Origin of the sequence: Blautia aquisgranensis (assembly GCF_040096615.1) — a bacterium.
Lineage (GTDB): Bacteria > Bacillota > Clostridia > Lachnospirales > Lachnospiraceae > Blautia_A > Blautia_A aquisgranensis.
In genome coordinates this window covers 1-22,202 of the sequence record NZ_JBBMEJ010000016.1, presented here as the reverse complement: position 1 = coordinate 22,202, position 22,202 = coordinate 1, and the positions used below count along the sequence as shown (strand labels likewise).

Here is a 22,202-nt window from a genome sequence, read left to right as displayed (position 1 = left end):
ATTTTATTTTTTGTTTATACCGTTACCTTTGTTCCGGAGAACTTGCCATGTACTGTGTTTACGATGCTGTCTTTCTCATCAAGTCCAAACACCAGCATTGGCATTTTCTGCTCCATGCACATGATTGATGCGGTAAGATCCATTGCAGCAAGCTTCTTGGCAACAACCTCATCAATAGAAATCTCGTCATATTTTACTGCATTTGGGTTCACCTTCGGATCGCTGTCATAGATTCCGTCAACAGCTTTCGCAAGAAGGATCGCATCTGCACCGATCTCAACTGCCCGAAGTACCGTAGCTGTATCTGTGGAGAAATACGGATGACCTGTTCCGCCTGCAAAGAATACCACCTTGCCTTCTGCAAAGCTCTCTTCTACAGCATCCTTGGAATAAAGTGTTGTAAATGCACCACAGACAAATGGTGTAAATACTTCTGTCTTAAGTCCTACATATCTGCAGATGTCAGATACATAGATACAATTCATGATCGTCGCAAGCATGCCGATCTGGTCTGCCTTACTTCTGTCCATAGCTCCGCTGGTACGTCCTCTCCAGAAGTTACCACCTCCGATTACAATACCAACCTGAAGTCCCTCATCAACGATCGTCTTGATCTGTTTAGCCACCTCTGTGACTGTTGCCTCGTCAAAGCCTCTCTTCTGCTCTCCTGCAAGAGCCTCTCCGCTTAATTTCAGTAACACTCTTTTCATATGTTTATTCTCCTTTACCATACGCCGGATACAACTTCATTGCCGTCAGCGTCAAAAGTTGTAGAAACCGTAAACGTATCATAATAATAGTAACCGGTCTTACCGGATTCCGGTTCATCCTCATAGTCACTGCCATTAGGACTGCCACATGCATTCTCAAGATCTGATATGGACTGTCCGATGTATCCTGCTGCTACAGAAGACAGATCATCACCACTATTGGCATCATCACTGGAAGGCGCTGTTGTAGGATCTGCCGAAGGTGCCGTTGTAGGATCTGCTGTTGATGAATCATCAGAACCTGAATCAGTGCTATTGTTACTGTCTGTGCTGGCACTTCCATCATCCGTTGATGATGAATCATTCATATCTGCACTATTATTCTCCGAACTGCTGTCTATACTGTCACTGTTGTCTGTACTGTCGTTATTATCCGTACTGTCACTGCTGTCGCTCTCTTCACTGTCATCCTCAATTCCAAGACGTGCTTTCACATCCTTCAGCGTAGAAACTTCCTTCGTGCTTCCGCTTGTCAGATATGTAGCATAAGGAAGCGCATCTTCCCCTTCACCATCCATACACAGACTCAGCTGTGAGATTGTCAGAAGCGGAAGCTGGCGGAAAAAGCACTCATTCTGCTCTTCATCAGAAAATGTGACACGTACATCAAAGCTTGTTGCTGTATCACCATTGTCATCCTTCTGGCTCTTCTCCATATAGTAAACAGCCTTGTCATTATCAGCCAGTGTAAACTTACCATTTACAAGATCACTTCCCCAGGTCTCATCACTGTCATCCCCGTCATCTCTGGTTGGACGAACATAGATTGCTGAGATTGCTGATCCCATCTTATTCGTAAATACGATACCGGTTGTAGTATCGCTCTTGGTTCCCATTACATTCTTAATATTCGCCGTGTCATCTGTAGAAGTCTGCATTTCCACCACTTCAGACTTGGCCGCTTCTGTAACAGTTGGTGTCACAGTTATCTCAACCTTCTGCTCCGGTGCAACAGATGTCTTCTTTCCGCAACCGGCAGCAAGCATACTTACAGCGAGAATGCCGGCAAGAATCAAATAACGTTTCTTCATTATAATATCTCCTCCATAGTCAAGCGGATAATATCATCCGCGTTCGCTATTTTTCTTATACTCAAATAACTGCCTCGCAGTTTATGCGCTAAATGGTTAATTTAACGTCAGGTTTTCCTTTCTTATTATTGCAGAGTATCACTTTCTTGTCAACCTGACCATCTGGAATTTCACACAATTTTTAGATTTTTCAGACTATGTAAAAAATTAGAACATCTACAGTCAGAAACCATTCTCACGACGTTGTTTTCGCATGGAACGACGCATTTTGGCAGCTTCATTTCTGGCTTTTTCCGCTTCTGTAGTAATGAGCAGCTCCGGTACCTGCGTCGGTCTCTCATTCTCATCTACAGCCACCATCACAAAAAATGCCCGGTTCACAGTCTGGCGCATGCCATCCGGCAGTTCTGTATACGTGTCGATCTCCACCTCCATGGAGGATTTCCCCACGTAAGTCACATATCCTCGCAATACCAGGATCTCTCCCTCATAGATCGCCTGTTTAAACTGAAGGTTATCAACAGCGGCCGTTACCACTCTGTGCGTCTCTGCATGCCGCATTGCTACAACTCCCGCAACCTCATCAAGCCATTGCATCAACGCACCTCCGAAAAGTCTTCCGCTTCCGTTTAAATGCTGCTGCATGATCAGATGAACCTGCTCTGTTGTTGATTCCGCCACTGTTTTTTTCCGTCTTTCCTGCCCGTTATCCACGGTAAATTCCTCCCTCGTCTTGTGATATTTCACATTCCTGCAATAAAAGGATCAATAAAGATTTTTTACTTTAAAGTCTCTTTCTGCCTCTCTTCTCTGATCCTTCTTGGCAATATCCTGACGCTTGTCATAGAGCTTTTTACCACGCGCCATACCAATTTCAATCTTCACCAGACTGTCCTTAAAATAAACCTTCAGCGGTACAAGTGTCAGTCCTTTTTCTTTCAGCTTGGCCTCGATCTTATCGATCTCATAGCGGTGCAGCAGAAGTTTCCGCACGCGGAGAGGATCTTTGTTAAAAATATTTCCTTTCTCATACGGAGTGATGTGCATTCCGTAAACATACACTTCTCCATTTTCCACACGGACAAAAGCTTCCTTGATGCTGCATTTGCCGGAACGGAGAGATTTTACTTCAGTTCCCGCAAGTGCGATCCCGGCTTCATAAGTGTCCTCTATAAAATAATCATGAAACGCTTTTTTATTATTTGCGATCAGTTTCATTCCTGCTTTTTTTGCCATTTTTGTTACCTCAGTCTTCCTCAACCAGAACAAAATCCACGGTTTTCAGCATCTTGTCCGCATCGGCCACACGGACTCGGACTTTCTGCCCAAGGCGGAAAATCCTTCCTGTCATGTCTCCCCGCAGCTCATACGCTTCCTGGTCAAATACATAATAATCGTCCCGCAGTGTATTGATGTGTATCAGTCCTTCCACTGTATTTGGAAGCTCTACATAAAGTCCCCAGCCTGTAACGCCGGATATGATTCCTTCATATTCCTCGCCCAGATGATAGGACATATACTCTGCCTTTTTCAGCTTGTCGGATTCTCTTTCCGCCTCATCAGCACGTCTCTCACACACACTGGACTGGCGTGCCACTTCATCCAGAATCTCCTTATAATGCTCGGTTCTTCCCTCACGGACCAGTCTGCCTCTCAGCTTATCATGGATGATCCTGTGGATCTGAAGATCTGGATATCTTCGGATCGGCGAAGTAAAATGACAGTAATATTTCGCTGCAAGGCCGAAATGCCCGCTGCATTCCGTTGTATATTTTGCCTGCTTCATGGTACGCAGCGTCAACCGGCTGATCTGTGCCTCATTTGGCATTCCTTCAATATTTTCCAGAATTTCCTGGATCTCGCCCGGCGTGATCTCCTGGCCGGATTTCTGTATATTAACCCCTTCATTATGAAGAAGTGTCAGAAGGCTCTCGATCTTCTCCGGATCCGGATTCTCATGGGTTCTGTATACAAAAGGATAATCTCCTGTACAATATTCCTGGGCTACTGTCTCATTGGCAAGAAGCATAAAGTCCTCAATGATCCTGGTTGCCACATTTGCTTCATAAGGCTGCACATCGATAGCTTTTCCTGCCGCATTCAGTATGATCTTGCTTTCCGGGAAATCAAAATCAATGGAACCTCTTGTATGACGGCGGCTGCGAAGAACCTGTGACAGCTCTTTCATCAGGAAAAACATCGGGATCAGTGCTTCGTATCGTTTTTTTGCCTCATCATCCGTATCCTCGAGGATATTTTTTACATCTGTATAGCACATACGTTCATTGACACAGATCACCGTCTCCGCAATCTTGTGGGAGACTACCTTGCCTTTTTCGTTGATATCCATCAGGCAGCTTAAAGTCAGCCTGTCCTGTCCCTGATTCAGAGAACAGATCCCGTTGGAAAGCCGCTCCGGAAGCATTGGAATGACACGGTCAGCAAGATAAACAGAGGTTCCTCTCTTTAGCGCTTCCCTGTCAAGTGCGCTTCCACCCTGTACATAATTGCTGACATCTGCAATATGCACGCCCAGATGATAGATTCCGTTCTCCTTCGTCAGGGAGATCGCATCATCCAGATCTTTCGCGTCCTCACCGTCGATCGTTACCGTAACAAGATCTCTGAGATCTATTCTTCCGTCCATATCTGCTTCCTGCACATGATCCGGCACACGATCAGCCTGGCGGAGCACCTTATCCGGAAAAACACTCGGGATATTAAAGCTCTTTACGATTGCAAGGATATCCGTTCCCGGTGAACGTAAGTTTCCAAGCACCTCTGTGATCTTTCCTTCCGGTTTCTTATTTCGTGAGCCATAATCCACGATTTCTGCAACTACCTTATCTCCGTCCTTTGCTCCCATGGAATCTTTCCGGGAAATAAAAATATCCTTGGAAAATTTCGGATTATCACTGATCACAAAGCCATAATCCCTGCTGCTCTGATAGGTTCCCACGATCGAAGGCATTCCTCTCTCCAGGACCTTCAGCACAACACCTTCCTGGCGTTTTCCCTCTTTGCGGCTGTTACGCACAAGAATCTGTACCTTATCCTGATGCATGGCTGTTCCTGTATCATTCTCCGGGATAAAAATATCTTCCTCCTGGTCTTCTACCTCCACAAAACCAAAGCCTTTGTAATGTCCGATAAAAGTCCCCTCCATGATCGTGCCGTCTTTCTCTGAGAAATGACGTTCCTCACGGTAATCCTCCCTGTGATCTCTTCCACGGTGGTTTTTGTCTTTCTTTTCCGTCCTTGTACGGTCTTTTTTTCTGGAATCTTTATGTCTGCCGGAAACCTTGCTGTATCGTCCCTTATTATCTACCTCAGCTTTCCCCTGTGCACAAAGCTCATCCAGAACGTCAAAAAGCTCTTTTTTCTCATTCTTATCCAGCTGAAGGAGTGATCCGATCTCCCGCAGACGCATAGGTTTGTACAGCGGATCTCCCAGCAGTTCCATCACAAATTTTTTTCTTTTTTCAAAATTTTTCGATCTTTTCACAATTTCTCCGTTTCATTCTATGTTCTGTTACACTTTCGGAGGTATTCTCCGTAACCCTTATGTCAACGCAAAAACACTCCTGCTGATTAACAAAAGAAGACCCTCACGAGTTTCTTCTGCATGCTAACGCAGCAAGAGTGTTCCCACCTTCCATCCCGGTAATCACTTACCGATCAGATAATGTTCAGTACAACTGACAGTACAAAGAAAATCACTGCCATGATAATGGTACCTCTTACGAGGCCACCTTCCATGGAACGTCCTTTATTTCTGCCCCAATAGGTATCAGCTACTCCGGCGATAGAGCCCAGACCCTGCTGCTTGCCCTCCTGCATCAGTACGACAACAGTCAGAGCGATACAATCTATTGCATAAATTACAGTCAGAATAATCTTCAAAATATTCACGCGGTTACACCTCCTAATCAACTAGAGGTTATTTTACCATAGCTGATACCGGATTTCAACCATTTTTCGTTTATTTTATGTGGGGCTTTTTCTGCTTTTCACTGGTAAAAGGATCGCGATAACGTCCAAGAGAACCTAACTGTTCATGAATCCGAAGCAGCTGGTTATACTTGGCATTCCTGTCTGAACGGCATGGCGCACCGGTTTTGATCTGACCGGTTCCACATGCAACTGCCAGATCTGCAATGAAAGAATCCTCTGTTTCACCGGATCTGTGGGAGATTACTGCACGATATCCCGCATGATGCGCCATTTCCACTGCATCCAGTGTTTCTGTCAGGGTTCCGATCTGATTTACCTTAATCAGGATCGCATTGGCTGCGCCAAGCTGTATGCCGCAATGCAGACGCTTGATATTCGTAACAAACAGATCATCTCCAACCAGCTGAATCTTTTTTCCAAGATGCTCTGTAAGGTGCTGCCAGCCTTCCCAGTCATCCTCCCAGAGACCATCTTCAATGGACACGATCGGAAATTTTTCCGCCAGCTTTTCATAATAAGTTGTCATCTCTCTGGCATCCCGGTAGATCTTTTCCCCTTTCATGCGACTCTCTCCCGGGAAAAAATACGCTCCTTTTTCCTCATCATATAATTCACTGGAAGCTGCATCAATGGCAATGGAAATCTCTTCGCCTGGCTTATATCCTGCCTTTTCTATGGCATGAACAATCAATGTGAGTACTTCCTCTGAATCAGCAAGATCCGGAGCAAAACCGCCCTCATCTCCAACCGCAGTAGAAAGACCTTTTTCACGAAGAAGCAGTTTCAGGTGCTGATAAACCTCCGCGCACATGCGAATTCCTGTTTCCAGACAGCCTGCGCCTACCGGCATGATCATGAATTCCTGAAGATCCACCGTATTGTCTGCATGCTTTCCTCCATTTAAGATATTCATCATCGGCACCGGAAGCTGCATGGTATGGCAGCCACCCAGATACTGATACAGCGGAATCCGAAGTGCACCGGCTGCCGCCCGGGCCACGGCCAGAGATACTGCCAACGTTGCATTGGCACCTGCACTGCTTTTGTTTTCCGTACCATCCGTCTCGATCAGAAGATGATCGATCCACGCCTGATTCAGTGCATTTTCTCCGACAATAGCATCTGCCAGGCGTGTATTAACATTCTCCACTGCTTTTTTTACTCCCAGACCAATATATTCCGTCCTGTCTCCATCCCGCAGCTCCCGGGCTTCGAATTTCCCTGTAGAAGCACCAGATGGTACCATGGCTCTTCCCGTATATCCATTAATCCCTATGATTCCTTCTCCAACCGTTACCTCCGCTTCCACCGTGGGATTTCCCCGGGAATCCAGAACTTGTCTTGCGTGAACCTTTCGAACAGGCAGATAACGTAGCATAAGCTTTCCCTCCTTGAAGATAATAATTCATATAAACTACCGTCTTTTAAGTGCAGCTCTTTTCTTATGTTCATAAAGTTATCTTGTCCGAAAGAGATTCGTTATATACGTCACAAGAACAACAAAACAGGTATTCTTGGCTGTTTTCAGAATATTTTATATATTATATTCTTATTATTTTTATCTTTTAATTTATTTTTATTGTTTTTCAAATTCAGTATTGACAATATCGTTTTTATCTGTTATAGTTTAATCATCAAATAAAACAAACGGAAAACAAAAAATAAATCAAAAAGGAGCGTGAACCCACCGAAAACATAATCAGTTTTTTATAATCTAAGAAAGAGAGGTACAGACCACCAGAAGATTTAAAGATTTTCCATCATAATTAAAACAGGGAGGTACGGACCACCGAGAACGTAAATTTTAATTCCGTATAAGTTTTAAATCTAAGAAATGAGAGGTATATTCCATTGGATACTGAAAATTAGAAGAGTCATCGGCAGAAGAAATCAATCGCTGATGGCTCTTATTTTTTATGTCATATCTCTTCTCTTCCTTCATATGCTTACTAATAACCCTGCTTTTTTGAGGTTCTTATGAAGTTAAAGCATCTCTACCGTCTCATCTTTTTCTTTATCATGGCATTCGCCATCGGCTGTCTTATAGGAAAAGCCTGTTCCAGAGCCAGTAAACCAGCATCTGTCTCACTGTCTGCCCAAAGTGAAAACTGGGGCTTAAGTTTTCAGGAAGAAGGTAAACGTCCCACCGGCAACGCTTCCATCGAAGAGCTTTCCCGGTATAATGCCTGGTACGCACAGAACACCGATAAAAAAATCCTCTACCTTACTTTTGATGCCGGATATGATAATGGCAACACCCCTGCGATTCTGGATGCCTTACATAAGCATCAGGTTCATGCCACTTTTTTTGTTGTGGGAACGCTGATCCGGGAAAAGCCGGAGCTGATCCGGGAAATTATCGCACAGGGGCATACCATCGGAAATCACACGATGACCCATCCGGACATGACCGGTATTTCCACAAAAGAAGATTTCCAGAAACAGCTTCAGGATGTGGAAATTTTATATAAGGAAGCAACCGGAAAAGACATGTTGAAATTCTACCGCCCTCCACAGGGTATCTACAGTATTGAAAATCTCCAGATGGCAAAGGATCTTGGTTATCAAACATTTTTCTGGAGTCTGGCCTATGTAGACTGGTATCAGGATAAGCAGCCGACAAAAGAAGAAGCTTTTGAGAAACTTCTGGGACGGATCCATCCAGGTGCTATTGTACTGCTGCACAGTACTTCCTCCACGAACGCTTCTATCCTGGATGAACTGCTGACAAAATGGGAGGAAATGGGTTATACCTTCGGAACGCTGGAAGATCTCTGTAAATCTGCATAATACAGAGTATTTTTATAAAACAGAAAATCAGCACCGGGGATATATATCCCGGTGCTGATCAGCCCTGTGCTATTAATATATATAGAAGGTATGGGTAAAAACTTATTTAACAGCCTTGAATGCCTCATCAAGATCCTGAATGATATCATCGATATTCTCAGTTCCGATGGAAAGACGGATTGTGTTTGGCTTGATTCCCTGATCAAGAAGCTCTTCCTCTGTGCACTGGCTGTGTGTTGTTGTAGCCGGATGGATAACAAGAGATTTTACATCGGCAACATTAGCAAGGAGTGAGAACAGCTCAAGGTTATCAATGAAATCTTTTGCTTTCTGTGCATCTCCCTTGATCTCGAATGTAAAGATGGAACCACCACCATTCGGGAAGTACTTCTTGTAGAGCTCCTGCTGGCTCGGATCTGTGGATACAGACGGATGATGAACCTTCTCTACCTGCGGATGATTGTTCAGGTACTGTACAACCTTCAGCGCGTTCTCAACGTGACGCTCTACACGAAGAGACAGTGTCTCAAGTCCCTGAAGGAAGATGAATGAGCTTACCGGAGAGATTGTCGCACCTGTGTCACGAAGAAGGATTGCACGGATCTTTGTAACAAATGCTGCCGGTCCGCATGCTTTTGTGAAGCTTACTCCATGGTAGCTTGGGTTCGGCTCTGTAAGAGATGCGAATTTACCGGAAGCCTCCCAGTCAAATTTACCGCTTTCTACGATAACACCACCGATTGTTGTTCCGTGTCCACCGATGAATTTTGTTGCGGAATGAACAACGATATCAGCGCCGTACTCGATCGGTCTTACAAGGTAAGGTGTTGCAAATGTGTTATCTACAACAAGCGGAATCTTGTGTGCATGGGCGATCTTTGCAAGTGCCTCGATATCTACTACATCAGAGTTCGGATTTCCAAGAGTCTCGATGTAAACTGCCTTGGTGTTCTCCTGGATCGCATTCTCTACTTCCTCAAGATTGAATACATCAACAAATGTTGTTGTGATTCCGTATGCCGGAAGTGTATGTTCAAGAAGGTTTGTTGTTCCACCGTAGATGTTCTTGGCTGCTACAATGTGATCTCCCTGCTGTGCAAGGTTCTCAATGGTGTATGTGATAGCTGCTGCACCGGATGCTACTGCAAGTGCTGCGGAGCCACCCTCAAGTGCTGCGATTCTCTTCTCAAAAACATCCTCTGTCGGGTTTGTAAGACGTCCGTAGATGTTACCTGCATCTGCAAGTCCGAAACGAGCTGCTGCATGATCGCAGTTGCGGAATACATAGGAAGATGTCTGATAGATCGGCACTGCTCTTGCATCAGTAACCGGATCCGGCTGCTCCTGTCCTACGTGAAGTTGTAATGTCTCAAATTTGAATTTTCTCTGATCTCTTGTAATTTTGCTCATGTGTTTGTCCTCTTTTCTTTTATTCTTATATTCGGTAAAATAGTAATTTCTTATCTTATGATCATCTGCTTATCAGCGACAACAACACATTCGCTTTTCTTCGATAAACACCCTTGTTGACTTCTGTAAAACCTTCATGATTTCCTCCTGATCATCACGTTGCTCACCTTGTTTTGTGTGCTCCGTTTTTTGATGATGCAATCATATCACCCTTTTCCTAGTATGTCAATGGGGTTTATCTATTTAGGTTCTCACCTTTATTTATGACTAGTTATAGATTTTATTTATAACGCCACCACCTACAACCTCATTTCCGTCATACATTACTACTGCCTGGCCTTTTGTGATGGCTCTCTGAGGCTCATCGAACCTCACATGAAGGATACCATCCGGTGTCTGCCATGCAATTGCAGGTTGCTCTTTATGACGGTAGCGGATCTTTGCGGTAACTCTCTTAGGCTCACTTAAATCTGCCACAGAGATCAGATTTACACTGTCAGCTTCCAGTTCACTGCTGAAAAGATCACTGTTATCACCTAATACTACAGTATTGGTTTTCGGAGAGATCTCACAAACATAAAGACGGCTGGCTGCCGGGATTCCAAGACCGCGACGCTGGCCGATAGTGTAATGGATGATTCCCTTATGGCGTCCGATATATTTTCCTTCTTTATCTACAAAATCACCCTCCGGTGTTTTCTTTCCTGTATATTTTTCTATGAATTTCGCATAGTCTCCGTCCGGTACGAAACAGATATCCTGGCTGTCATGCTTTCTGGCATTGATAAAGCCATGCTCCTCTGCGATCACACGTACCTGATCCTTTCTGAGTCCTCCAAGCGGAAGCTTCACATGAGCCAGCTGCTCCTGCGTCAGCATATAAAGCACGTAAGACTGATCCTTCGTATCATCTACCGCTTTTTTCAGAATGTAACGGTCTCTGTCCGCATCATATTCTACCCTTGCATAATGACCTGTCACAATATAGTCGTAGCCGATCTCCTGCATACGGTGAAACAGCTTGTCAAATTTCAGATAGCGGTTACAGTCAATACACGGATTCGGTGTGCAGCCGTTTTCATAAGCTTCCACGAAACGATCCATTACCTCTGTGTGGAAATCCGCTGTAAAATTAAATACATAATATGGCATATCCATCTGATAGGCTACGCTTCTGGCATCCTCCACATCATCCAGGGAACAGCAGCTCTTTTCCCGATGAACGCCGATATCCTCATTATTATAAAGTTTCATGGTTGCTCCGATACACTCGTCACCGGATTCCTTTGTAAGAAGAGCTGCCACGGAACTGTCCACTCCACCGCTCATTGCTATGATTGCTTTTTTCATATATATTTCTAACCTTTCTTTCACAGATATTTTTACTCTAATCCGCACTTATTATAATATGCCAGATATTCTTTGTCCACGCTTTTTCATTTAGCATGCTTTCTTCATACAAAAGACAGGATTCTCTTTTCTCCGGAAGCTGTTTGGTATATAATAGAACATATTTTTTCAGAAAAGGATGTGACCATATGAAACTTTCGCTGTTTTCCACATTGCGAAATTACCGGAAGGAATACCTTCTGAAGGATATTTTTTCCGGAATCATCATTGCTGCAGTTTCCATTCCCATTTCCATGGGATACGCACAGATCTCCGGTATCCCGGCTGTGTACGGTCTGTACGGCTCCGTTCTGCCGATTTTGCTTTTTGCACTGTTTTCCACCTCAAGACAGTTTATCTTCGGTGTGGATGCTGCCCCTGCTGCCATTGTAGGTGGTGCCTTGTCCACACTCGGCATCGCAGCAGAATCTGACGCAGCTATGAATTATGTGCCTGCAATTTCCCTGTTTGCAGGGCTTTGGCTGTTTTTGTTCTTTCTACTCCACGCCGACCGTATCGTAGATTTCATCTCCACTCCGGTTATGGGCGGTTTCATTAGTGGTATTGCCGTAACCATCATTCTGATGCAGATTCCCAAGCTTATGGGCAGTCCTGCAGGATCCGGAGAGCTTCTGGAGCTGGCAGAACATATCTTTGCTGCCGCAAAAAATATCAGCTGGCTTTCTCTTGGTATGGGACTTGGTGCCCTCATTCTGATCCGCCTGTTTAAGAAACTGGCTCCGAAATTTCCCATGGCCATTGTAATCATGGCACTTGGTGTTCTTGCAACCGTTGTCTTTCATGTGGATGAAAAAGGCGTGGTTCTTCTTCAGTCTGTAGAACGTGGGCTTCCGGCTCTGATGATCCCTGATCTCATAAATGTTGATCTTACCCAGGCTGCAGGACGTGGGCTTATGGTTGCTGTTGTCATCATGGCTGAAACTCTTCTTGCAGAGAATACTTTCGCATTCCGTAATGATTATAAACTGAATGACCGTCAGGAGATCCTGGCCTGCGCTGCCGGAAATGTGGCAGCTGCAGCAGTCGGCTGCTGCCCGGTGAATGGGAGTATTTCCCGTACCTCCCTGAACGAACAGTACGGAGGAAAATCCCAGGCAGTTTCCATCACTGCCGGTATCACCATGGCTCTGATTCTTCTGTTCTGTACAGGCTTTATCGGTTATCTTCCTGTTCCTGTGCTGACTGCCATTGTAATCTCTGCTCTGATGGATGTTGTGGAAACACACCTTGCTGTCCGCCTTTTCAAAGTGAGCAGAACCGAATTCTATATTTTCATGGCTGCCGGCTTCAGCGTCCTCTGCCTGGGTACCATTTACGGTGTTATCATCGGTATCCTGCTCTCTTTTGTTGCAGTGATCATCAAGGCTACCAATCCGCCACGCTCCTTCCGCGGTATGATTCCGGGAAGAGATGCATACTTTGATCTTTCAAGAAACCGTTATGCTTATCCCATTAAGGGCGTCATCATCTACCGGTTCAGTGAGAACCTTTTCTTCGCCAATGTAAAGATCTTCCAGGAGGATATCGAGAACAGTATCCGGAAAGATACCAAGGTTGTGATCATAGATGCCAGTGCCATAAACAGCATCGATATCACTGCTGCCGACCGTCTGGAGGCTATCGCAGCCAGTCTCAAAAAACGTGGAATCCGTTTTTATCTCACTGAACATTCCACTCAGATCAATGAACAGCTGCGCCAGTTCGGAATCGGACATATGATCAAAGACGGCATGGTAAGACGTACCATTCTGGCAGCTCTCCACGATGCAGGAATCGAGGCCCCTTATGAGCTGGATGTTCCGAAAGAGGACGAGGCAAAACTTCTCCGCCGCAGCATTGCTTTTCTTCCGGCCGAGGAAGAAAACACACTGGAGGAGTTTGCCTGGGCTTTTGGCGACGATGCAGTTAAAGAGATCGAGGAATCCGTTCACCACATCATAGAACAGCTGCATCAGATTCCGGATGTGAAACGTCTCTCCGAGGAAGGCTTCGAGGAGCTTCTGGACAACTGGCACAGTCTTGGTGTCCTGGATGAGGACGAGCTACTTCGACGAATCGAATTACATATGGACGAGCTGCCGGAAGAGCTCACCTCTGACCGCAAACTGATCCTGCATCTTCTGGAAAAGCGCCGTGGCAAGCTGAAAGAAAAGATCCTGGCTGAGCATCCGGAGGTGCTGGAACGCCTGGAACAGCGCCGTAAAAAGTTAGAAGAACGTCTGGAAAAACAGAATCCTGAGGCTGTCCGAAAATGGAAACACTGGAAAGAAGAACACCTTAATGAATGATTCTGTCGTGCTGAGTCTTCTGTAAAGACACATTTACTCTGCATATTTTTCGCAGATATTGATAAATTCCTGCATCACCGCGGAAGGCCTGCGGTCTTTTTTCCAGGCAAGAAGGATCTTTGTCTTCAGCTTTTCCTCCTCTATGACACGGATCGGAAGCTCTGTACAAAGATTTTCCATAGACCTTGGAAAAACAGCAGTCGCAAGACCTTCCTGTACCCAGAGCATCGCATCTCTGGGATCATCACATACACAGAAAATATCCGGCTGGAGATTTTTTTCCTGAAAAGCTTTCATGAGGAATTCTTCATATCGCCGGTAGATAATAAGAGGGCGATCCGTCAGATCTTTCAGACGGATGTCTTCTTTTTTTGTTGTATTTTCCATAAATTCTGGTGGGAGTGCTGCGATCATTGGCTCCTCCCCCAGTTCCAGATAATTCAGTCCCTCCAGCTTGATAGGTGTCCGTACCACAGAGACATCAATGATCCCATCCATAAGATAATTCATCAGCGTAAACGTGATGGCATCCCGCACCTCAAAATTCACATCCGCATTTGCCTTTGAAAACCGCGAGATAAAAGGCATGATGGTCGTAACTGTAGTGGGTGTGATTCCAATACGGAGTACCTGTTTTTTCCCGGCCTTGGATACTTCAAGCTCTGTGGAACGGACATAATTCAGAATGTTCTCCGTACGGTCATAGAGAAGTTTCCCTGCTTCTGTCAGTGTCACTCCTGCTCTCGTCCTCTCAAAAAGCTTTACATTCAGCTCTGCCTCCAGCTGCTTGATCTGGTAGCTTAACGGAGGCTGGGACATATTTAATCTTCTTGCAGCTTCATTGATGCTTCCTGTTGCTGCGATCTCATGAAAATATTCCAGCTGTCTGATCTCCATATTATTCTCCTTTTCTGATTTCTTTGCATGATTTTATTTTTACTTTTGATGATTTTCCTTCTTTTGCAGATACTATCTTTATCATCCCATAAAGCTATATTTTATTCAATATAAAATTTGTATCACGCTACATCAAAAACAATATTATGCGTATCATCTTACACAGGAGTATAATAACAGAGGTTTATTGTAAAAAACAGGAAATGGAGGAAAGGAAAAAATGCGAACACTCGCAAAATATCTTCGAAACTACAAAAAAGAAAGCATCCTGGCTCCTTTTTTCAAGTTTCTGGAGGTTGTATTTGACCTGCTTGTGCCGATCGTCATCGCACAGATCATAGATGTGGGTATTTTCCATAATGATCACCGCTATATTGTGCAGAGATTTTTTATCCTGATACTGATGGCTGCCGCAGGTCTTACAGTCAGTATTACCGCACAGTTTTTTGCGGCAAAGGCCAGTGTCGGTTTTGCCACAGAGGCACGGCAGGCTGTATATGATCACATCCAGAAGCTTTCCTACACGGAGCTGGACACCCTTGGAACGGATACACTTATTACCCGTCTTACCGATGACGTAAACCAGGTACAGAATGGTGTAAACATGGGTCTTCGTCTTCTTCTTAGAAGCCCCTTTGTCGTTCTTGGCTCCATGGTCATGGCTTTTACCATCAATGTGCGCTGTGCGCTGATCTTCGTGGTCGCCATCCCGGTGCTGTTTCTGGTTGTCTTTGTGATCATGTTTTTAAGTATCCCTCTTTTCAAAAAAGTGCAGGGACGTCTGGATACTGTCACCCGTCTCACCAGAGAGAATCTGACCGGTGTCCGTGTGATCCGTGCATTCTGCCGTGAAGAGGATGCCGTTGCAGAATTTGACGAGAGCAATCTCGCTCTGACCAAACTTAATGAATTCGTTGGAAAAATTTCTGCACTTCTGAATCCGGCAACCTACGTACTGATCAATATCGCAACCGTGATCCTGATTCAGGTAGCAGGTGTGCAGGTAAATCTCGGAAATATGCAGCAGGGTGAAGTTGTCGCGCTTTATAATTATATGGCTCAGATGATCGTAGAGCTCATCAAGCTTGCATCTCTGATCATCACTCTGAACAAATCTATGGCCTGTGCAGACCGTGTTGCCGGAATCCTGAATGTAGACACGACCATGGCTTATCCGGAAAAGACTTCCGCACCTGCAACTCACAGCGACTGTGCCATTGCTTTTGACCATGTAAGCTTTTCCTATGCGGGAACCGGCGCTCCCAGCCTTTCTGATATCACTTTTTCCGCAAAAAAGGGCTCTACTGTAGGTATCATCGGTGGTACCGGAAGCGGAAAATCCACTCTTGTGGATCTGATCGCCCGTTTTTATGACGCAAGTGAAGGAACTGTCACTCTTGACGGTGTAAATGTACAGAAGTACTCCCAGAAAGAGCTTCGGGAAAAAATCGGCGTGGTTCCTCAGAAAGCAGCTCTTTTCCAGGGAACCATCCGTGATAATTTAAGCTGGGGACGTGAGGATGCCACAGATGAAGAAATGTGGGCGGCTCTTACTACTGCCCAGGCGCGTGAGATCGTTGAGAAAAAAGACGGACAACTTGATTTCCCGCTGGAACAGAATGGCCGAAATCTTTCCGGCGGACAGCGTCAGCGTCTTACCATTGCCCGTGCCCTTGTGAAAAAGCCTGAGATCCTTATCTTGGATGACAGTGCCAGTGCCCTCGACTTCGCTACAGATGCTGCCCTTAGAAAATCACTTCATCAGCTTGATGGTAATGTAACGACATTCCTGGTTTCCCAGCGAGCAGCCAGCATCCGCCAGGCAGATCTGATTCTGGTACTGGATGACGGACAGCTTGCAGGCAAGGGAACTCATCAGGAGCTTGTGGCATCCTGTGAACCTTACCGTGAAATCTTTTTCTCACAGTTTCCTGAGGAACGCATCAAATATGAAAAAAGTACCGGAAAGGAGGTTTTCGCATGAGTAAGACAGCCCAAAAACAGAATAACAAAAACAGCATGGAAACCTTTTTCAAGGTGCTTCGTTTTATCGGAAAATACCGTTTTCTTCTTGTATTAAGTATCATTCTTGCAGCTGTCACTGTGATTCTTCAGCTGTATGTACCAGTACTTTTTGGCTATGCCATTGATGAGGTGGTTGCTACCCATGAGGTCAATCTCTCCAGAATGTGGTTTTATCTTTCCAGAATTCTGGTGATGATCGTACTTTCCGGCATTGTTACCTGGGTCATGAGTATCATCAACAATCGTATGACCTACCACACCGTACAGGATATCCGTGCAAAATCGATCCGTCATATCCAGAAGCTTCCTCTGTCCTACCTGGACGGACATAGTACCGGTGATATCATCAGCCGTGTGATCGCAGATACCGATATTCTTTCAGATGGTATGCTTCTTGGTTTTACACAGCTTTTCTCCGGTATCATCACCATCATTGGAACTCTGATCTTTATGTTTTCCAAAAATGTATGGATCACACTGATGGTCATCGTTCTCACTCCTGTAAGCTTTTTTGTGGCAAAATTCATCTCCTCTCATTCCTTCCAGATGTTCCGTGCACAAAGTGACGCCCGTGGACGCCAGACAGCGCTGATCGAAGAAATGATCGGAAATCAGAAGGTTGTCCAGGCATTTGGCTATGAGAACCGTTCTTCCGAACGTTTTGCTGCCATCAATGAAGAGCTTCGCGATGCCAGTCAGAAAGCTGTTTTTTACAGCAGCCTTACCAACCCGTCTACCCGCTGCATCAACAACATTATTTACGCAGGCGTAGCCCTTGTAGGTGCATTCCTTATTCCCGGTGGGCATCTCACCGTTGGCGGTCTTTCCGTGCTTCTGGCTTACGCTAACCAGTACATGAAACCTTTTAATGATATCAGTTCCGTGATCACAGAGCTTCAGAATGCCCTGGCCTGCGCTGCCAGAATCTTTGATCTTCTGGAAGAACAGCCGGAAAGCCCGGATCCATCCGGAACTCTTGATCATGTAAAAGGAGCAGTAGATATTAAGGATGTCGCTTTCCGATATGAAGAAGAAAAACCTCTGATCGAGCATTTCAACCTTCACACAGAGCCAGGAAAGCGTATCGCCATTGTAGGCCCTACCGGTTGCGGAAAAACAACATTTATCAATCTTCTGATGCGCTTCTATGATGTCAACAGCGGAACCATCTCTGTAGACGGAAAACCGATCACCGAGGTTTCCAGGCATGCGCTTCGAAGCAGTTATGGTATGGTGCTTCAGGATACCTGGATCAAGCATGGTACGGTCCGAGATAACATCTGCATCGGAAAACCGGATGCTTCCGATGACGAAGTGATTCAGGCTGCTAAAATGTCTCACAGCTGGGAATTTATCCGTCGTCTTCCAAAAGGACTGGATACGCTTCTTTATGAAGACAGCTTAAGCCAGGGTCAGAAACAGCTGCTCTGTATCACCCGTGTTATGCTGTGTCTGCCTCCGATGCTGATCCTGGATGAAGCAACCTCCAGCATTGATACACGAACAGAAATGCTGATACAGGAAGCTTTTGACCGTATGATGCAGGGAAGAACAAGCTTTATCGTAGCTCACCGTCTTTCCACCATTCGTAATGCTGATGAGATTCTTGTAATGAAAGACGGAAGCATTATCGAACAGGGAAATCATGACGAACTCATGGCAAAAGGCGGTTTCTATCAGAATCTTTATAACAGCCAGTTTGTAAAGGTTTCTGAGTAAGCCTCTGCAATGAAAAATTTACAATTATAACGCAAACAGCACCCTGGAACATCTCTTGATATGATGTGTCCTGGGTGCTGTTTTTCCTGTTGGATTTATTTGTATTTTGTCCTAAGAAGCCACTTCTGATCAATTACTTTCAGTTCTTCTCCAAAACGAATATGAAGTCGCACAGAACCGGGAAGCTGTTCCACATGCTCGATATTTCCGGTTCCAAATTTCGGATGGATGATATCCTCACCGATCTCATATCTTACAATACTGTTCTGTGTATTTCTGTGCTGCTGTTCTCTCCGGTAAGTATCCCGCACAGTTACTGTCCGGTCGTGGATCGGATTTCGAAGCTTTTTCTCATAATCATGTTTCATCAAAGCTTCCCCAGCCTTATAATAAGGTGTCGGTACCGCCCCTGTCAGAGAACAACAGTATTTCCAGGCACTTCCATGTGTGCCGTGCTGCCACTGGTACTCTGCCGGAATATAAAAATTATGCTGCATATAATGGGCATATTCGTGCTTATAAAGATCCAGCCTGTCCTCTTTTTTCAGAGGATTTTTTACCGCATATCCTATAAACAAAAGCGAAAAATGAAAATGCTCCTTCTCATGATAATTACCTCTTGTATATGATCCCAGCAGATCCGTCTCCATTCCAAATGTTATGGGAATCTTCGCTCCCTGCAGATGGAATTTTCTGTCAAACTCTGCATAAAGGCTACGGATCTGTGCGGTTAATATAGGGATTTCTTTTTGAAGGGCCATTGATAGTGCCTGGTCGATCATCTTCTGTAACTCCTTAATCCTGCCGATTTATTTACAATACAATAATTTCATTATTTGTAATTATCCAAAATTTCCGGTAAAATCGGTTCATTCATCCAGTTTCTTTCTTACATCCGGGAACATCTCCACGCACCGCTTCAAAATTCCCTGCATATAGGCAATAGCTATTCCGTAATTCGTGATTGGGATTTCCTGATCTGCCGCGCATTTCTGCCGGTAACGCATCTCCCGCTCGTTAAGCATACAACCGCCGCAATGAACGATCAGGCTGTACTTTGTCACATCCTCCGGGAACTCCCTTCCGGAAGAATATTCAAATCCCAACTCTTTCCCCGTATAGTTCCGGATCCAGCGTGGAAGCTTCACCGTACCGATATCGTCACATTGTCTGTGATGGGTACAGCCTTCTGAGATCAGAATCTTATCCCCATCTTTCAGCTTATCAAGTGCTGCAGCTCCGGCTGCCGCCGTTTTCAGATTTCCTTTCAGTCTTGCAAACAAAATTGAAAACGATGTAAGCCAGATATCCTCCGGTGTCTCCTCACTGACCCTTGCAAAAGCCTGGCTGTCCGTGATAACAAGTTTTGGTTTCTTTCCAAGGGTATTCAGAGTGTTCTTCAGTTCATTTTCTTTGATCACGATCGCAGCTGCTCCTGCCTCCAGGACATCCCGGATCGTCTGCTGCTGTGGAAGGATCAGACGTCCTTTGGGAGCAGCTTTATCAATGGGAACGACCAGTATTACGAAATCTGATGGTTTTAGAAGGTCACCTGCCAGGCGCAGTTTCAGATCATCAGTTACTGCAAGCGTCGCGATCTTTTCTTTCAATTCATAAATATTCTGACCTGTAGCTGCGCTGGCATAGATCGATACTTCTGAATTTTCTTCTCCATGAATATGTTCTGTCTGATTTTTCAAAAGATCTGCCTTGTTATAGACTACCAGATATGGAATCTCTTTTTCTTTAAAAATGCGGATCAGTTCCTCGTCCACACTGGTCTTTCCCACTGTAGCATCCACTACAAGAACTGCCACATCCACACGATTCAGGACCTGCTTCGCCTTGCGGACACGAAGTTCACCTAAATGTCCTTCATCATCGATTCCTGGTGTATCAATGATCACAACCGGTCCCATTGGAAGAAGCTCCATTGCTTTGCTCACCGGATCAGTAGTGGTTCCCTTTACATCGGAAACGACTGCTAATTCCTGACCTGTCACTTTATTGACAATACTGGATTTTCCTGCATTTCTTTTGCCAAAAAAACCGATATGCACACGGTCTGCTGAAGGTGTTTCATTCATTCCCATATTCCATTCCTCTTTTCTTTTAGCGTCAGACAGGTCCTCATCCATTCCTGTTCCGATTTTTCCTTATTGGGAGACGTTTCATAAAATCAGATAAACTTATATGATTTCAGAATAATCAATCTTTCTGTCCTTGAAATAATATTCTTTATCGTGTTCATTTACTTCACGCAATACTCTGCATGGATTTCCAACTGCTACTACATTGGATGGCAGATCTTTCGTTACAACACTGCCTGCTCCCACTACCACATTATCGCCTATAGTTATTCCCGGCAGAATGATCACTCCGGCTCCCAGCCAGCAGTTCTTTCCAATATGTACCGGCATATTATACTGATATCCTTTCTCACGGAGCTCGGGAAGAATCGGATGTCCTGCACTCGCAATTGTTACATTCGGTCCGATCATCGTATAATCGCCTACATAAATATGGGTATCATCCACCAGTGTCAGATTGAAGTTCGCATAGACATTTTTTCCAAAGTGAACATGTCCACCGCCCATATTTGTATGAAGTGGCGGCTCAATATAACAGTTTTCTCCGATCTCTGCAAACATCTCCTTCAACATCTCTTCCCGCTTGTCAAGCTCCGTCGGACGCGTCATATTGAAATCATAAAGGCGGTCCAGTCTTTTCAGCTGATCCTTCATGATTTCTTCATCATCTGCCAGATATAACTCTCCTGTGTGTAATTTATCTTTCATAGGGCGCATAAGTAAAACCTCCTCTGTCATTACTTATTACAAGTTGTTTATATTTATAAACTCTCTTATAAGAGAAATTCCTCCCTGAGGAACACAGAATTTCTCATTATGCTGTCTGCATTCTTCGTAAACGTCTTCCAGGTCAAACCACTGTACTGTCTCCACTTCCTCTTCCTGAAGTGTAAGCTGATGGATATCTACCGGCTGAGCGTAGATATAAACAAATGCAATTTCTTCATCGCGAAACATTTTTCCATGAAATTCTTTTGCAAAGGATATTGGAAAAGTTCCTGCAAAATGAAGTTCTTCCGGTTTCGCCTGAATTCCCAGTTCTTCCTTAAGCTCTCGCAGTGCTGATTCCAATGGTTCATCTCCCGCCTGGATATGCCCGGCAGATGAGGTATCAAATTTTCCCGGAAAAGAATCTTTATTCATAGATCTTTTCTGAAGAAGAATCTGTACCTTTTTACCTTCTTTGCGGACGATCCAGATATGTGCCGTGCGGTGAGGGATTCCTTCTGCATGAGCAATACTTCGTTCTACTGTCTGACCGGTTGGATTGCCGTATTTATCTATGATATCAAATATTTCCATTGTTTCGCTGCTTTCTCCTGTAATGTTTCTGTTTGCTTAATAAAATTTATTCTATCATGATTTACACATTGTTTCCATATATATTATCAGAAAAATGTGTTCTGCATTTCTTCTTATTGATTTTTTTGCTATAATAAACACGAAATACAAGGAAGAAATTCTATAATTACTTAACAGGAGGTTTATCATGTATTTTATTTCTTATAACGATATTATTGAATTGAATGGGATTTTACAGGATCAGGGGCTTCATTTTCGCATCCATCTCAGAGATGCCTGCGGAAAACAGTCCTGTTGGATCGAACCACTTGGAAATTGTGCCTGTGAAGGACATTTTGATGATATGTACAAGATTGTGAATGATTTTTTTGCTGGGAAAAGAATTTCGATTGAATATGATGAAAGTAAGTTGAATTTCTGGATCATAAAATAAAAAAAACTCCCCCTGTTGGACTCGAACCAACGACACTGCGGTTAACAGCCGCATGCTCTACCGACTGAGCTAAGGAGGAATAC

The 22,202-nt window shown here is 44.6% G+C and carries 19 protein-coding genes and 1 tRNA gene; 5 read left to right on the top strand and 15 right to left on the bottom strand.

Translation table 11 applies throughout. From position 1 onward, the window contains the following. Positions 1-14: 14 nt before the first annotated feature. The 7 genes from pyrH to eno form a co-directional block, all read right to left on the bottom strand. Positions 15-710 carry a UMP kinase gene (pyrH, locus tag WMO28_RS12705; RefSeq protein WP_178640918.1) on the bottom strand — a complete coding sequence of 232 codons (696 nt, stop codon included), beginning with the start codon at positions 708-710 and terminating at the stop codon, positions 15-17. Positions 711-724: 14 nt separating this feature from the next. Then, positions 725-1,801 (bottom strand): hypothetical protein, encoded by a 1,077-nt coding sequence (locus tag WMO28_RS12700; RefSeq protein ID WP_178640921.1) that lies wholly within the window; start codon positions 1,799-1,801, stop codon positions 725-727. 222 nt (positions 1,802-2,023) lie between these two features. After that, complete coding sequence (locus tag WMO28_RS12695) at positions 2,024-2,515, bottom strand: acyl-CoA thioesterase (RefSeq protein WP_349057181.1); 492 nt, start codon at positions 2,513-2,515, stop codon at positions 2,024-2,026. 51 nt (positions 2,516-2,566) lie between these two features. Continuing rightward, complete coding sequence (gene smpB / locus WMO28_RS12690; RefSeq protein WP_178640936.1) at positions 2,567-3,037, bottom strand: SsrA-binding protein SmpB; 471 nt, start codon at positions 3,035-3,037, stop codon at positions 2,567-2,569. A gap of 10 nt (positions 3,038-3,047) precedes the next feature. Continuing rightward, positions 3,048-5,306 (bottom strand): ribonuclease R, encoded by a 2,259-nt coding sequence (gene rnr / locus WMO28_RS12685; protein ID WP_349057180.1) that lies wholly within the window; start codon positions 5,304-5,306, stop codon positions 3,048-3,050. A gap of 173 nt (positions 5,307-5,479) precedes the next feature. Next, complete coding sequence (gene secG / locus WMO28_RS12680; protein WP_178640959.1) at positions 5,480-5,713, bottom strand: preprotein translocase subunit SecG; 234 nt, start codon at positions 5,711-5,713, stop codon at positions 5,480-5,482. A gap of 70 nt (positions 5,714-5,783) precedes the next feature. Then, entirely contained in the window at positions 5,784-7,133 is a 1,350-nt protein-coding gene (eno, locus tag WMO28_RS12675; protein WP_178640961.1) for a phosphopyruvate hydratase, read from the bottom strand. Positions 7,134-7,732: 599 nt separating this feature from the next. Here eno and WMO28_RS12670 point away from each other — a divergent pair. Beyond that, positions 7,733-8,545 (top strand): polysaccharide deacetylase family protein, encoded by an 813-nt coding sequence (locus tag WMO28_RS12670; protein WP_435376470.1) that lies wholly within the window; start codon positions 7,733-7,735, stop codon positions 8,543-8,545. Positions 8,546-8,647: 102 nt separating this feature from the next. Here WMO28_RS12670 and WMO28_RS12665 read toward each other — a convergent pair whose 3' ends face one another. After that, complete coding sequence (locus WMO28_RS12665) at positions 8,648-9,955, bottom strand: O-acetylhomoserine aminocarboxypropyltransferase/cysteine synthase family protein (protein ID WP_349057179.1); 1,308 nt, start codon at positions 9,953-9,955, stop codon at positions 8,648-8,650. A 267-nt stretch (positions 9,956-10,222) separates the two neighbouring features. After that, positions 10,223-11,305 (bottom strand): tRNA 2-thiouridine(34) synthase MnmA, encoded by a 1,083-nt coding sequence (gene mnmA, locus WMO28_RS12660; protein ID WP_349057177.1) that lies wholly within the window; start codon positions 11,303-11,305, stop codon positions 10,223-10,225. A gap of 188 nt (positions 11,306-11,493) precedes the next feature. Here mnmA and WMO28_RS12655 point away from each other — a divergent pair, with 188 nt between their 5' ends. Beyond that, positions 11,494-13,653 carry a SulP family inorganic anion transporter gene (locus tag WMO28_RS12655; RefSeq protein ID WP_349057175.1) on the top strand — a complete coding sequence of 720 codons (2,160 nt, stop codon included), beginning with the start codon at positions 11,494-11,496 and terminating at the stop codon, positions 13,651-13,653. A gap of 33 nt (positions 13,654-13,686) precedes the next feature. Here the strand turns inward: WMO28_RS12655 and WMO28_RS12650 are convergent, their stop codons facing one another. Next, positions 13,687-14,550: a LysR family transcriptional regulator gene (locus WMO28_RS12650; RefSeq protein WP_349057174.1), complete on the bottom strand. Its 864-nt coding sequence runs from the start codon at positions 14,548-14,550 to the stop codon at positions 13,687-13,689. 220 nt (positions 14,551-14,770) lie between these two features. Between WMO28_RS12650 and WMO28_RS12645 the strand changes: the two genes are divergently transcribed. Further along, positions 14,771-16,534, top strand: coding sequence for an ABC transporter ATP-binding protein (locus WMO28_RS12645; protein WP_349057172.1), 1,764 nt, complete (start codon positions 14,771-14,773; stop codon positions 16,532-16,534). Continuing rightward, entirely contained in the window at positions 16,531-18,294 is a 1,764-nt protein-coding gene (locus WMO28_RS12640; RefSeq protein ID WP_349057171.1) for an ABC transporter ATP-binding protein, read from the top strand. Before WMO28_RS12645 ends, WMO28_RS12640 begins: the two co-directional genes overlap by 4 nt. 95 nt (positions 18,295-18,389) lie before the next feature. Here WMO28_RS12640 and WMO28_RS12635 read toward each other — a convergent pair whose 3' ends face one another. The 4 genes from WMO28_RS12635 to WMO28_RS12620 form a co-directional block, all read right to left on the bottom strand. Next, positions 18,390-19,076: a hypothetical protein gene (locus WMO28_RS12635; RefSeq protein ID WP_349057170.1), complete on the bottom strand. Its 687-nt coding sequence runs from the start codon at positions 19,074-19,076 to the stop codon at positions 18,390-18,392. Between the two features lie 87 nt (positions 19,077-19,163). Next, positions 19,164-20,387: a [FeFe] hydrogenase H-cluster maturation GTPase HydF gene (hydF, locus tag WMO28_RS12630; protein ID WP_349057169.1), complete on the bottom strand. Its 1,224-nt coding sequence runs from the start codon at positions 20,385-20,387 to the stop codon at positions 19,164-19,166. 96 nt (positions 20,388-20,483) lie between these two features. Continuing rightward, positions 20,484-21,101 (bottom strand): sugar O-acetyltransferase, encoded by a 618-nt coding sequence (locus WMO28_RS12625; RefSeq protein WP_349057168.1) that lies wholly within the window; start codon positions 21,099-21,101, stop codon positions 20,484-20,486. 27 nt (positions 21,102-21,128) lie between these two features. Continuing rightward, entirely contained in the window at positions 21,129-21,686 is a 558-nt protein-coding gene (locus tag WMO28_RS12620) for an NUDIX hydrolase (protein WP_349057167.1), read from the bottom strand. Between the two features lie 187 nt (positions 21,687-21,873). Here WMO28_RS12620 and WMO28_RS12615 point away from each other — a divergent pair, with 187 nt between their 5' ends. After that, positions 21,874-22,119: an RDAC family protein gene (locus WMO28_RS12615; RefSeq protein ID WP_349057166.1), complete on the top strand. Its 246-nt coding sequence runs from the start codon at positions 21,874-21,876 to the stop codon at positions 22,117-22,119. Positions 22,120-22,125: 6 nt separating this feature from the next. On the opposite strand, the gene WMO28_RS12610 is transcribed toward WMO28_RS12615, so the two are convergent. Beyond that, positions 22,126-22,198, bottom strand: a tRNA-Asn gene (locus WMO28_RS12610). Positions 22,199-22,202 lie beyond the last annotated feature (4 nt).

Coding starts and splice junctions, on each gene's coding strand:
- pyrH (WP_178640918.1), bottom strand. CDS start 710: ATGAAAAGAGTGTTACTGAAATTAAGCGGAGAGGCTCTTGCAGGAGAG.
- WMO28_RS12700 (WP_178640921.1), bottom strand. CDS start 1,801: ATGAAGAAACGTTATTTGATTCTTGCCGGCATTCTCGCTGTAAGTATG.
- smpB (WP_178640936.1), bottom strand. CDS start 3,037: ATGGCAAAAAAAGCAGGAATGAAACTGATCGCAAATAATAAAAAAGCG.
- eno (WP_178640961.1), bottom strand. CDS start 7,133: ATGCTACGTTATCTGCCTGTTCGAAAGGTTCACGCAAGACAAGTTCTG.
- WMO28_RS12670 (WP_435376470.1), top strand. CDS start 7,733: ATGAAGTTAAAGCATCTCTACCGTCTCATCTTTTTCTTTATCATGGCA.
- WMO28_RS12665 (WP_349057179.1), bottom strand. CDS start 9,955: ATGAGCAAAATTACAAGAGATCAGAGAAAATTCAAATTTGAGACATTA.
- mnmA (WP_349057177.1), bottom strand. CDS start 11,305: ATGAAAAAAGCAATCATAGCAATGAGCGGTGGAGTGGACAGTTCCGTG.
- WMO28_RS12655 (WP_349057175.1), top strand. CDS start 11,494: ATGAAACTTTCGCTGTTTTCCACATTGCGAAATTACCGGAAGGAATAC.
- WMO28_RS12650 (WP_349057174.1), bottom strand. CDS start 14,550: ATGGAGATCAGACAGCTGGAATATTTTCATGAGATCGCAGCAACAGGA.
- WMO28_RS12645 (WP_349057172.1), top strand. CDS start 14,771: ATGCGAACACTCGCAAAATATCTTCGAAACTACAAAAAAGAAAGCATC.
- WMO28_RS12640 (WP_349057171.1), top strand. CDS start 16,531: ATGAGTAAGACAGCCCAAAAACAGAATAACAAAAACAGCATGGAAACC.
- WMO28_RS12635 (WP_349057170.1), bottom strand. CDS start 19,076: ATGATCGACCAGGCACTATCAATGGCCCTTCAAAAAGAAATCCCTATA.
- hydF (WP_349057169.1), bottom strand. CDS start 20,387: ATGGGAATGAATGAAACACCTTCAGCAGACCGTGTGCATATCGGTTTT.
- WMO28_RS12625 (WP_349057168.1), bottom strand. CDS start 21,101: ATGCGCCCTATGAAAGATAAATTACACACAGGAGAGTTATATCTGGCA.
- WMO28_RS12620 (WP_349057167.1), bottom strand. CDS start 21,686: ATGGAAATATTTGATATCATAGATAAATACGGCAATCCAACCGGTCAG.
- WMO28_RS12615 (WP_349057166.1), top strand. CDS start 21,874: ATGTATTTTATTTCTTATAACGATATTATTGAATTGAATGGGATTTTA.